This is a genomic window from Pseudoalteromonas sp. M8 (assembly GCF_018141365.1).
GTDB lineage: Bacteria > Pseudomonadota > Gammaproteobacteria > Enterobacterales > Alteromonadaceae > Pseudoalteromonas.
This window is the reverse complement of sequence record NZ_CP047240.1, coordinates 4,089,124-4,101,960: the sequence shown is the minus strand read 5'-3', so window position 1 is coordinate 4,101,960 and position 12,837 is coordinate 4,089,124. Positions and strand designations below refer to the sequence as shown.

At 44.4% G+C, this 12,837-nt stretch carries 7 protein-coding genes; 5 read left to right on the top strand and 2 right to left on the bottom strand.

All coding sequences use genetic code 11. The features are described from left to right. Positions 1-25 precede the first annotated feature (25 nt). The 5 genes from GSF13_RS23280 to GSF13_RS23260 all read left to right on the top strand — a co-directional run bounded on the left by GSF13_RS23280 (position 26) and on the right by GSF13_RS23260 (position 7,440). Positions 26-907, top strand: coding sequence for an ABC transporter ATP-binding protein (locus GSF13_RS23280; protein ID WP_010606823.1), 882 nt, complete (start codon positions 26-28; stop codon positions 905-907). Between the two features lie 11 nt (positions 908-918). Beyond that, positions 919-4,488 (top strand): M1 family aminopeptidase, encoded by a 3,570-nt coding sequence (locus tag GSF13_RS23275; RefSeq protein ID WP_211867233.1) that lies wholly within the window; start codon positions 919-921, stop codon positions 4,486-4,488. 59 nt (positions 4,489-4,547) lie between these two features. After that, positions 4,548-5,504, top strand: a complete 957-nt coding sequence (locus GSF13_RS23270) for an ATP-binding cassette domain-containing protein (RefSeq protein ID WP_174170276.1) — start codon at positions 4,548-4,550, stop codon at positions 5,502-5,504. Next, positions 5,494-6,690 (top strand): ABC transporter permease, encoded by a 1,197-nt coding sequence (locus GSF13_RS23265; RefSeq protein WP_174170277.1) that lies wholly within the window; start codon positions 5,494-5,496, stop codon positions 6,688-6,690. Before GSF13_RS23270 ends, GSF13_RS23265 begins: the two co-directional genes overlap by 11 nt. 87 nt (positions 6,691-6,777) lie before the next feature. Further along, complete coding sequence (locus GSF13_RS23260; protein WP_211867231.1) at positions 6,778-7,440, top strand: fumarylacetoacetate hydrolase family protein; 663 nt, start codon at positions 6,778-6,780, stop codon at positions 7,438-7,440. Between the two features lie 34 nt (positions 7,441-7,474). On the opposite strand, the gene GSF13_RS23255 is transcribed toward GSF13_RS23260, so the two are convergent. Together GSF13_RS23255 and GSF13_RS23250 are read right to left on the bottom strand one after the other, a co-directional pair. Then, on the bottom strand, positions 7,475-8,728 hold the full coding sequence (locus GSF13_RS23255; RefSeq protein WP_211867229.1) for an MFS transporter: 1,254 nt from the start codon (positions 8,726-8,728) through the stop codon (positions 7,475-7,477). Next, complete coding sequence (locus GSF13_RS23250; protein WP_211867227.1) at positions 8,725-12,837, bottom strand: non-ribosomal peptide synthetase; 4,113 nt, start codon at positions 12,835-12,837, stop codon at positions 8,725-8,727. The genes GSF13_RS23255 and GSF13_RS23250 overlap by 4 nt, the downstream gene beginning before the upstream one ends.

Genomic DNA, 12,837 nt, shown 5'->3' with positions numbered 1-12,837 from the left:
ATAAAAATCCGGACAGGAAATAAAAATGCTCGAAATCTCAGGACTTTCAAAAACCTATGACAATGGCGTTCATGCTTTGAGAGGTGTAAACCTGACTATTCCAAAGGGAATGTTTGGTTTACTCGGACCTAATGGCGCTGGTAAATCTTCGTTGATGCGCACGATTGCCACATTACAGTCGGCAGATGCAGGCACTATACAGTTCGATGGTGTAGATGTTTTAAAGGAGCCAAAGGCACTTCGTGCACGTTTAGGCTACCTGCCGCAAGACTTTGGTGTTTACCAACGCGTTAGTGCGTATGATTTATTGGATCATATGGCAATCCTAAAAGGGTTAAATAATAAAAAAGAGCGTAAAGAAGCCGTTGACGGATTGCTCGCACAAACTAACTTATATGATCACCGTAAAAATGCGGTAAGCGGATTTTCCGGAGGTATGCGTCAACGCTTTGGTATTGCACAGGCACTGCTTGGCGACCCTGATTTACTCATTGTGGATGAACCGACGGCGGGACTAGACCCAGAAGAACGTAATCGTTTCCACAATCTACTCGTTGGCTTAGGTGAGAGTAAAGTAGTCATCTTATCAACGCATATTGTAGAGGATGTGTCTGAGCTATGTCCGAATATGGCTGTATTGGCGAGCGGACAAATTTTACTTGAAGGTAATCCTATTGCACTCACGGAGCAGCTACAGGGAAAAATCTGGCGTAAGTCGGTCACACTTGCAGAAGCGAAAGAAGTAGAGCAAAACTTACCGGTTATTTCTAAGCGCTTATTCGCGGGCCAGACCTTACTTAATGTATTTGCTGATCAAGCACCTGAAGGCTTTGAAGCGGTACCAGCCGATTTAGAGGACGTCTATTTTTCTACTCTGCATACTCATCGAAATAATCAAGCAGCGTAAGGAGTAGGCAGATGCTATTTAAAATGATGCGTTTTGAGCTACGGTATTTTGTCCGTCAGCCTTCCTTTTATGTGACTTCTCTGATTCTATTTTTACTCACCTTTTTTGCGTCAGTTTCGGACTCAGTACAGATTGGTGGTGGCAGTAACGTCAATGTAAACTCGCCCTATGCCATCTTGCAAACCGTTGCCATCATGACCATTTTTTCCATCTTTTTGGTGGTTAACTTTGTTGGTAGTGCGGTAATAAGAGACGATCAAAGTAAGTTCAGTGAGCTTATTTTGAGTAAGCCTTTGCACTTAGCTCAGTACCGATTGGGTCGTTTTCTCGGCGCTTATCTTGTTACTTTACTAGTATTTTCAATGTGTTTAGTGGGGATCTGGGTAGGCTCAGGCATTGGTGGTTTAGTCGGTTGGCTAGATACCGAACTGATTGGGCCTAATAAACTCAACTATTACTTAACGCCACTATTTGTCATCGCGGCCCCTTCACTGTTCTTTATGGCGAGCCTATTTGCGCTGGTGGCGCAAAAATTTAGAACCATGATAGCAATGTACTTAGTTGCTGTGGGTTTGTTTGTGACTTATCTTGTGGCAAATAGTATTTTTTCAGATATTGAATACCGTACTATTGCTGCGTATTTAGACATGTTTGGCCTATCAGCTATTTCGGCGCAATCAGAATATTGGACCATTGCAGATCGCAATACGTCAGTCATAAGCCTAGTTGATGAACTGCTCTATAACCGCTTAATTTGGATGTCAGTTGCACTGCTCAGTTTAGGTGTTTTAGCCTTAAATACTTCTCATTATTTACCGCAAAAACAAAAAACCAAGAGTAAAGCCAAAGAAGATGGTAACCAAGCGTCGGCATTGCTGAATCGTTTTGATTTTAAAGCGAGCGTAGGTAGTAGTTGGGTGCACTTTTGCACCAGAACCACTTTTGAAGTAAAGCAAGTGCTTAAAAGCTACCCATTCTTAGTGTTATTAATTTTGGCGGTGGCAACCTTAATACCTGCATTGGTTGGCTCATTTAATTGGTATGGCACAGAAGTATGGCCAGTGACCTTTAGAATGGTGGAGCTTATCCATGGGAGCTTCTGGCAATTATTGGTCATTGTATTGGTGTATTACAGCGCTGAGCTGGTATGGCATGACCGTGATTCGCGAATGGGAGACATTGTTGACTCTTATCCTGTAGCAAACTGGGTATTTTGGGGCTCTAAATACATAGCCTTAGTTGCGGTGATGACGCTGCTATGTGTATTTGGTAGCTTGATCACCATTAGCTATCAACTATTGTCGGGTGTGACACAGATAGATCTTGCCCAGTATATTGTGCGCTTGGGATATTTATATGTGTTAGGTTTTGCCTTCCAAACCACCTTAGCATTTTTGATACAGGTGATGAGTCCAAGCAAATATATGGGTATGGGAATATATGTCGTTTATTTCATTATTTCGATAGTCCTGACCAACTTTGGTTTTGAGCACAATATGTACCACTTAGGCGAAACTTCCCCAGTGCCGTACTCAGATATTAATGGTTATGGTCATTTCCTCAGTGCGGCACATTGGTACAATTTGTACTGGTTTGGTTTTAGCATGATATTAGCGACACTAAGCTATGCACTTTGGCCTCGTGGTGCAGGACAAACGCTGAAAGCACGCATTTCACTGATGGGCTATCAGTTAGGTAACGCTGGTAAAGCATTATTGGCTTGTGGTGCTTTAATATTCGTGGGCAGTGGCAGCTACATCTACTACAACACGCAAGTGGTCAATGAGTTTATCACGCAGGATGAAGCTGAAGATATCGCAGAGCTATATGAGCAACAATTTTCCCAGTATCGTGATGACCCTGTACCTATCACGTTAGATGTACAGCTCAATGCTGAGATATTTCCAAAGACACGTCGTATTGAAGCGCAGGTAAAGCTGTTGGTTGAAAACCGCTCAGATAAAGAGATTGCTCGCTTCTTGGTCAATAAACCTGATCATACATTAGAGTGGCAAGTTGAAATGGCTGGCGCTACGCTTGCTGAAGAGGATAAAACCTTTAAGCATGCTTGGCTTGAGCTTTCACAACCAATGACACCGGGTGAGCAGCGTGTAATTACGATGTCAGTCGTACGCCAAACGCTTGGCTTTGTAGATAGAGGCTATGATGAAACTTTGGTGAACAATGGTACCTTCATTGATAACGCGACCTTGTTCCCGACATTTGGTTATAACATCTATAAGCAAATTCAAGACAAAAGTGAGCGTCGTCAGCGCAGCCTTGAACCACTAAAACGTGGCAATAAGATTGAAGAAACACACTATCATCATGAGCCATTGTTTGCTGAAAATTTCGTCACATTCGCCGCAACGGTGACGACGGATGAATCGCAAGTTGCGATGGTGCCGGGTTATTTGCAATCAAAATTCAGCAAAGACGGCCGCACGACCTATGTCTATGAAATGGATGCTCCAATGCTGCACTTCTATAACATCTTGTCGATGGATCTTGAGGTGAAACGAGAAGAGTACAAAGGCATTGCGCTCGAGGTTTACTACCATAAAGACCATGCTTGGAATGTAGACACTATGTTGCAGTCGACTAAAGACTCAATTGATTATTTCACTCGAGAGTTTGGGCCTTACCAACATAAGCAAATGCGTATTATTGAGTTTCCTCGTTACCGAGACTTTGCGCAAAGTTTTGCTAATACAGTGCCTTACTCGGAGAATATTGGATTTTTAACGGACACCCGTAATCCTGACAATATCAACGTACCTTACTATGTGACGTCACATGAGCTGGCACACCAGTGGTGGGCGCATCAGGTGATTGGTGCTAATGTGGAGGGATCAAATATCCTGTCGGAAATGTTGTCGCAATATTCTGCCATTATGGTGATGAAAGAAAAGTACGGCGAGCATAATCTCCGTAAATTCTTGAAGTATGAACTAGACACCTATTTAAGTGGGCGAGGTTCTGATCCGTATGAAGAGCGGGCGCTATCCAGAACAGTCGGTCAGCAGTACATTCACTACAATAAAGGTTCTGTTGTGATGTTAGCGCTGCACGATTTACTTGGAGAAACGCGACTCAATAGCGCATTAAGAAGCTTCTTAAATGACTATCGTTTTAGAACAGATATCTACCCAACGACACTCGACTTTTTGACTTACTTAAAAGCGGGGGCTTCAGAGCAAGAACAAGTATTTATCGAAGATCAGTTCAATGCGATTACGTTGTATGAGCTTAAGCTTGCGGGTGTTGAAGTGCAAGAAGCGACGCAAGCGGGAGAGCTACATACGGTGACCTTAACGGTTGAGGCGGCGAAAAAGCATGCAGATGGTGAAGGTAACGAAGAAGAAATCCCGCTTAATCAAGAGATTGATATAGCCTTATTCTCTGCCGATCCTAACAACATTCAAAGTGACGAAACGCTGTTATATCTACAAAAGCACGTCATCACATCGGGTGAAAATAAGATTGAGTTGAAAGTAATAGAGTTACCGAAATTTGCGGGAGTTGATCCGTTTGTAAAACTGATTGATAAGAAAACCGCCGATAACATCAAGTCACTCTAATGGATATATAGGTAGGAGAGGGCTTTTCGAAAGCCCTCATTCGTTTTTAAAGGAAAGTTATGCCAGATTTATTGCAAGTAACAGGGGTGTCGAAGCAATATGTTTCGGTAAAAGCAGTAGACAATCTAAGTTTTAGCGTTAAACAAGGTGAGATCTTTGCATTACTGGGCCCCAATGGTGCGGGTAAATCATCTCTCGTGAGAATGTTGGTTGGATTTACCTATCCAGATAGCGGCACAATCGCTGTGAATATTGATGGGCAAGCATATCAATCAATCCCTCATCAAAGTTTAGGTTATCTCCCAGAAGATAGAGGGCTTTACGCTGAAAAAACCGTGCAGCAGAATTTGCTCTATTTTGCCAAGCTACGCGGTGTTGAGAAAAACGCAGCGCTAGCACAGATTGAGTCTTGGCTAACACAGTTTGACTTAAGTGATAGAGCGCATGAGCGGTTGAAATCGTTGTCAAAAGGCAATCAGCAAAAAGTACAGTTAATATCGGCAGTATTGCACAAACCCAAGGTTGTATTGCTTGATGAGCCTTTCTCTGGTCTTGACCCCATCAACCAAGAAAAGGTGGTGGTGTTTTTAGAAGCGTTAAAAGCACAAGGCATGACGGTTATTTTAAGCGCACATCAGATGGCGATGGTGGAAAAGCTTGCCGATCGAATGCTGTTAATGAATCACGGGCAAGCCGTGCTTTATGGCACGTTAGCCGAAATAAAACAGGACGTTGGTGTTGGCATCGACATCACAGTGAGTTTCAGTGAAGCAACGAACTACGCAGAGCTCAATTTAGGCAACTACAGGGTGGCTTGTACTCAATTAAGTCAGAATAAAATTAAGTTTGAGTTGAGTGACTCCTCAGAGCTTAATTTGCTGCTCGCTGATTTGTCTAAATCAACGACTTTGCAAGGAATAGAAACCAAAACGATGGACTTGCATCAACTCTATCTTAAAGCAATCGAGTCTCATCAAGGCAAAGTGCAATCTCAGGAGAATGCCCATGTCTCATAAGCTGCAACAGATACTGCAAGTGACCAAATGGGAGTTTATGTACTTTTTTAAACTCAAGCAGGAGCTGATCGGTAAAGCAATTATGCTGGCGATAGGTTTGCTTATCTATTTTTGGCAAAGCACTTCGTTTTTTGAACCTGAGCAATATGTTATCGCAACACCATCCGCCATGAACTTAACTCAGCTACCTGAGCCTTTGCTTCTAAAGCGAGTTGATGCTTCAAAAGCTGAACTTCTGACTCAGTTAGAACAAGAGGAAATTGACGGTATTTTGATACTTCAAGCCCAAACGGGTGAGGCGTTACAGTTTGAACTGATTACCACAGGTAAAATGTCTTGGCAGAATGAAGTTGAGGTAGCGCTTAAGCAGTTTTACAGCAACGAACTCGCACAGAGTTTTAATTTATCTGCCGCTCAGCTCGCCTTGTTACAGCAACCTGTGAGCGTTTCCAATCAATATACCAAGGATGCGGTTAAGGAGGCACACAACCAGTCTTCGATGACAGCATTTGGCGTGATGCTATTGATGCTCATCGGTATTTTTACGTCATTTGGACAGATCTTCGTGTCTATCACCGGAGAAAAGCAGCAGCGTGTTACCGAGCAATTATATTCTTGTATGAATGCGCAAACTTGGATTGACGGCAAAATATTTGGCCAAATGCTTCATTGTCTAAAGGCTATGTTAAGTACGTTATTTTCATTTTTGTTGGCGATGGCTTTTATACAAGTCGTTGTAAAAAACGAAGCCTTGGACTTTACGATGATAGACTTTGCAATGTTGCCTTGGTTTACCCTGTTTGCGATAGTAGGTCTTTATATGGCAACAGCCTTTATGGCAGCAATAGCCGCAGCTATTGACGATCCTAACCATAGTGGCAAGACAGGATTTATGATGATCCCTATATTGCCAATTGTTATCGCGTTTATGATTGTTGATAGTCCTAGCAGCCTTGCCGTGGATATTTTGAGTCTTTTCCCGCTTACCGCATTTGTGGTGATGCCAGTAAAAATGGCGTTAATTGAAGTACCCATTTGGCAAGTGTTATGCGCGTTGGTCAGCGCATTACTTGGTTGCTACCTTATTCGTGTTGCTGCGGGACGATTGTTTAAAGCGGGTATGGTGATGTATGGCAAGGAACCCTCAATTAAGGATATGGTGCGCTGGGTCTGTAAACCGGAATAATACCGTTTATATGATAACTTGCTAGCTCAAGGCTTTGGTTATGGTACGCTCCATAACCGGAGCTTATGGCAGTACAGAGAGGGTGAAATGTATCAACACATTGATAATGAAAACAATAAAATAAGTCTACCAGCGGGGAAAATCATTTGTGTTGGTAGAAACTACGTAGCGCACGCCAAAGAGCTAGATAACCCTATTCCAAGCAGTCCGCTGTTGTTTATCAAACCAGCAACGAGCTTAGTACCATTTAATAATGAAATGAAGTTGGACGCCGCACTTGGCGAACATCATTATGAGGCCGAGCTTGCACTATTAGTAGGCACCAAAATTGATGCAAAAACCCCTGCGCCTCTCAAGCATATCGCTGGAATTGGGCTGGCACTCGATTTGACATTACGAGACTTACAAAGTGAGCTAAAAGCACAAGGGCACCCATGGGAGCGGGCAAAGGCCTATGATAATAGTTGCCCAGCGACGCCTTTTGTACCATGTGATGAAAACACCTTTGCTGAGTGTATTGAATATCGTTTTTGGCAAAATGGAGAGCTTAAACAACATGGCGACTCTAGCTTAATGATTTTTCCAATCGCTGAGTTGCTAAAGGACATTGCTCGTTACTTTACGCTTCAGCCAGGAGATATTGTCTTAACAGGAACGCCAAAAGGGGTAGGGAGCCTAGCGCATGGCGATGAACTTACGCTGCAGCTGAAAAGCCATACTCCTTGGCATGGCAAAGTTGCGATAGATTAGCTTCTCGCTTTTATGTACATCGCTGCGTAGTCTGTTACGACTGCGCAGCAACGAGCTCAGCTTCCGGTTGATTGATTGTGCTCGAGCAACACAGCATGATAGCAACGAGTGAAATTACGCCTAATATTATCCAGCTGATAGTCAGGCTGACGTAGCCCAACAGTAAAGCGGTTAATGCAGAGCCGAGCAAGCCACCAAAGCGAGTGGTCAGTGACATTATTGACTCCACACTAGCTCGCACGTTATCGCTACTCAGTTGATGTTGTAGTTGCAGTTGTGCCGGTTGCGCTAGTCCCATACAAAGATAAAAGCACAGCAGGGCTACAATCAGTAATGGTAGTGACGTAACCCAAGCAAGTAACAGCACAAAGGCTAATTTGGCGAAATGAGCGAACGCCATGACATACCCTAAGCGTTGGCCAAATAGAGAACAGATCGGAGCGCTGATCGCAGCAGCGACGCCATTTAATAAAAACCCAGCTGCCATCATTGCTGGGAATATCCACGCAATAGAGTCAACTGGTGCACTACTATAGCGCTCTGCTAGAGCAGGCCAAAACTTCTCTATGCTACTGGCAACAGGAATTGCAAAAACAATCACCAACAGCAGCCTTTGCATACCACTTTGCTTACAAGTTGCCAGCATGGCCTTAGCTTGGCTAATCAGTCCTTTCTTAACCACGTCTTGCAGCGGTCTCCTTGACTCTTTCACCACGACAAAAGTACATGCAAATACCACACACAATACCGCTATCGAAACCACGATTAAGGCTTGATACAAGTGGTTGAGCTGTTGTGTTGGGCTAGCCGCAAACGCCAAAAAGAGGGCGGCAAATAAAGCGGCACTGGCGCCGATAAGATAACCAATACCATACACTTTACCGAACCCCTTATTCAGTGGTTCGTCTCCTTCAAGCTTTTGATAAGTTTCAACAAACCATGCGTTGAGCGTGCCAGTTAACGATGCCTGACTTAATCCCCAACATGCCATGGCTAAGCAGACGTGCCAAAAGTCTTCACTCAACAATAAAAGTAAGTTGCATACAGCGGCAAACACTAAAGAAACTAAAAATACTTTGCGGCGACCAATGGCATCTGCCGCAATACCACTTGGTACTTCAAATACCACGATAGTGATAGCCATGACCACCATAGCTAAGGCCACATCTTGCAATGCTAGGCTTAAGTTCAGCATGTAAGGCGTAAAAATAGGGAGCACCAGCATACTGGCAAACATAGTTAACCCAAGGTGGATGCCGTATCGTGTAGCAAATTGTGAACGAGTCATGCGCGTTGCTCCACAGTGGTTGCGGCGCTATTCGTTTGTTGCATTAACGCATTAATGTGTGACGCGATGATGGATAAGTCTTTAGCGTCGGTCATGATTTCATCGTGTGCACTTTCAAGCGCAATATAGTCTGCATTGGCAAGTAAATTTTCAAAACCATTTCTGTCACTCGCAAACGTCCGTTTATACAGCGCAGGTATGTCTTCCACTTGATGGATCAACCTCAGTGCCGGAAGTGGAATGGCCTCATCACTGACATGATCGGCGATAAAGAAGCTCACAGGGAAGGTAAACGCCGTCGCGCTTTGAAAGTATTGAGTAAAGTCTAAAAATGCTCGAGCGATGGGTTTAGCGTCATCGTCTTGCGAGCGAATATACTCTTCTTCAGCGGCCTGACGCGCTGTTGAAGTAAGCCTTGGTAAGACGGGGTCAATCAAAAAGCAATGGACAATTTCTCTACCCATTTCGGCCAAGTAACGCGCCACTTCCAGTGACAATGCCGCACCTTCACAAAAGCCACCCAAGTAAAGTGGGCCAGTTGGCGATACCTCTGTAATACGCTGAGCATAATAGCGCACCATAGTATGCAAGCTGATGTGTTTGCCTGTGAACAGTTTGATATTTTCTAATGCGTGAATGCGCAGGTCGGGCGCGAGTTTTTCACACAGAGGTGCAAAGCTATCTGCGGTTGCTGCTGCGGGCATGAGGTGAAGCAGAAACTCACCCTGCGGTGCATTAAAAAAACGCGAAGGAGCGAAATGCTCATGGGCAAGCGCAGCTTCAATTGCTTGATCTTCATTCATGGTGGCAAAATCAAGTCGGGTCTGATGATCAATAAATCTTGCCAGTTGCTGCACTGATAGGTGTTCAAGGATAAGTTGTGGCGTTAGCTGCCAATTACGCTTGCTTGCCGCGCCACAGAAGCTTAATAAACTAATGGAGTCGGCACCTTGCTCAGTTACTGCCGTCGCACAACAAAGTGGATTCTGGCCTAAAATATCCTGCCAAATGGCCTGCACTTCCTTCTCTGTGTTGGTTTGTGGCACAACGAGTTGATGCTGCTTTAGCTCAGGTTCTGGCAGCTTAGTTTTGTCGAGTTTACCGTTGAGCGTTAACGGTAACGCCGAAAGTACAGTGAAGCTATGTGGCATCATATAACTAGGAAGTAACTTGGTAAGCTGAGTTTTACAGTGGCTGAGTGCCGCAGCTTGATCGGCCGCTGGTTTGATGACCAAATATGCATGCAGCATGGTCTGAGCCTGCTGCTTTTTGGCAATAACCGCACAGCTATCTATATCCGCCAGCTGATTAAGGTGATGCTCAATCTCTGCCAACTCAATTCTAAAGCCTCGTACTTTGACTTGTTGGTCGCCACGGTTGATATAACACAGTTGCTGTTTTGCATTCCAATATACTAAGTCGCCCGTGCGATAGTACTTTTGCATTGAGCCAAACAGATTTAGGGATACAAACTTTTCGCTGTTGAGTGTTGGGTGATTGAGGTAACGTGCAGCCACGCCATGTCCACAAACCACTAACTCGCCGGGACAGCCAAGTGGCAGTAATTCGTTATTGCGACCGACAACAGCCACTGCTCGCCCTGGGATTGGCTTGCCGATTGCTATCTCAGACTGCTGTTTAGACATCGTTTGCACTGTGGTAAATGTGGTGCACTCAGTCGGGCCATAACCATTGATAAAGTGTTTTGGACAAGATGTGGACGCCAGCAATTTATTTACCATCGACTCTGTTAATGCTTCACCACCCACGAGTAAATGAGTCAGAGAAGCGAAAATATGCTCGTCTTGCAGCAACAAAGTGTCGAACAGTGAGCGGGTTAGAAACATTGAAGTGATATTCAACGTCTGCAATGTTGCACTGAGCTGCGCTGCAGAATTAAGGCTGTCCTGATAGCCTAAGTGCACCTCGGCACCGTTGAGTAATGCGCTCCATATCTCAAATAGAGTGGCATCAAAAGCTGGGTTTGCGAGTTGAATAAAGCTATCTTGGGGCTGATGCTGGTAACTATGATTATCGAGTGCCAAAGAGCTAATTGCGGCGTGAGAGAGCAATGTGCCTTTAGGGTTTCCTGTCGTACCTGAGGTATAGATAATCGTCGCGACTTCACTAGGTGCGATGTACATAGGCTCAAAATCGGCCGTGATATCAGTATCTTCCAGACTCGTATCACAGAAAACTTCAACGATATTGTTGTGGTTGAGTGTTGCCAATGTTTGGCTATGTTCATGCAAGGTGACTATTACGTCGGCATTACTATCACTCAGTTGATATTGATGACGCGCCACTGGGTCTTTGAGCGATAGTGTTGTGTATGCCGCGCCGATTTTTAGTACCGCCAACATGGCAATCACAAACTCAATGTCGTTTTGCATGTAAAGAGCGACGACTTTGGGTTCAGGGCAGGCTGCCAAGATTGCATTGGCAAGTTGCTTGGCTTGATGATCAAGCACTTGATAGCTCATGGTTTGATGGCGATTACTGATAGCGGCTTTATCTGGATAGCGCGCTGCTATTTCAGCAAACTGGTCGGTGATACTTGCCACGCTCGGATAGGCGTGTTGCATTCCACTTAATTGATATTGTTTTTGCTGCGCCGTGTTACTCAATAAAGGTAGGCTATAGAGAGGCTGTTGGGCGTTTTCAGCTGTTAGATATGCCTGTAAAACCGTTTGATATAACTCGAGGATCTGCTGCGCGTATGAGCTGGAAAAAAGTGCCGTGGCATAAGTTAACCCCAACTCAGTGGTTTTCCCTGCACTCAAGTGTAACGTTAAATCAAACTTCGCTTGGCACTGCTGGCTAAGATCAAGGTCAATGCTTTGCCATAAGGTATGATGTTGCTCAGGGGCAAACTGACTACTGCTAAACAACGTTTGAAATATCGGGTGCATGCTAGTGTCGAGCGGTACGTCTAAGCTATTCTTAATGGCCTCAAACGGCAAGGCCTGATGTTGTTTGGCTTGATTAACGACTTGATTAACTTGAGTGAACCAGCGCTCAAGTAACATCGTCATGTCGATATCCGCTTTAATCGGCAATGAGTTAACAAAATATCCAAGTATGTTTTGCTGCAGTGCCGTTGGACGGTTCTCGCTTGGAATACCAACAACAAATTGACGTTGATGACTGAGTAGCGCAAGGGTGTGATACCAAGCCGCAAGCCCAAGTGTATTAATACTAATGCGGTGCGTTTTCGCTGTTTGTTGTAACTTTAGGGTCGTACTTTCATCTAGCACAATGCTCTGTATCGCGCCGCGATGATCAAAGGTGGCTGGGCGCGACTGATTTTGCGCAAGTTTTAATGGTTCGTAATCAGCCAATTGAGTTTGCCAATAACGTTGACTTGTTGCTTGTCGTTCACGTTGGCCGGGTGTTGCTATGTAATAAGCATAATCACTAAATTGTAGACTCAGAGGTCGATTTTCCCCCTCATAGAGTGACGTTAATTCTTGTAAAAACAGTCCCAAAGACCATCCGTCAAAGGCGATATGATGCCAGACAAAAAACACATGTTGTTGCTCCTTTGAGGTGATGACATAGGCACGAAATGGTCGAGAATGCTGTAAGCTAAACGGCTCGTTAAAGAAATGCTCGCACTGCTCATGCAAGTTTAGATTACCAAGCTCATGATGCGTCACGACAAACGCCTCATTGGCAGGCTGCTGTATCGTCTTTCCTTGGTGATCATAGGCCACAACCATATCTAGCGCACTGTGGCGGATCACCAGTTGTTCTATTGCTGTTGTGAGTTTTTCAATATCGCAGTGCTTGGCGATTTTGAGTAGGCATGGAATATGATAAGTACTTGCCGCGTTGCTCACTTCTTGCGTAAACAGTAGTTGTTGCTGCCCAAGCGTAAGCGGAGCGCATCGCGTTTCCAACGGCAAGATAGACAGTTCATCAAAACGAGCTTTGCTATCTATGCCTTGCCTTGTGAGGTAGCGTAACAATTGTGGCTTATTCTGTTTTAACTGCTCAACGATGGCTTGGCCTTGTAAATTCACGTTGCTAGCAATTTTTAATTTATCCTCTTGCTGCCAAACGCTTATCCCACTTTGTTTTAGTCCATAAATAAATGATTCGATCAT

Coding starts and splice junctions, on each gene's coding strand:
- GSF13_RS23280 (WP_010606823.1), top strand. CDS start 26: ATGCTCGAAATCTCAGGACTTTCAAAAACCTATGACAATGGCGTTCAT.
- GSF13_RS23265 (WP_174170277.1), top strand. CDS start 5,494: ATGTCTCATAAGCTGCAACAGATACTGCAAGTGACCAAATGGGAGTTT.
- GSF13_RS23270 (WP_174170276.1), top strand. CDS start 4,548: ATGCCAGATTTATTGCAAGTAACAGGGGTGTCGAAGCAATATGTTTCG.
- GSF13_RS23250 (WP_211867227.1), bottom strand. CDS start 12,837: ATGATCGAATCATTTATTTATGGACTAAAACAAAGTGGGATAAGCGTT.
- GSF13_RS23275 (WP_211867233.1), top strand. CDS start 919: ATGCTATTTAAAATGATGCGTTTTGAGCTACGGTATTTTGTCCGTCAG.
- GSF13_RS23255 (WP_211867229.1), bottom strand. CDS start 8,728: ATGACTCGTTCACAATTTGCTACACGATACGGCATCCACCTTGGGTTA.
- GSF13_RS23260 (WP_211867231.1), top strand. CDS start 6,778: ATGTATCAACACATTGATAATGAAAACAATAAAATAAGTCTACCAGCG.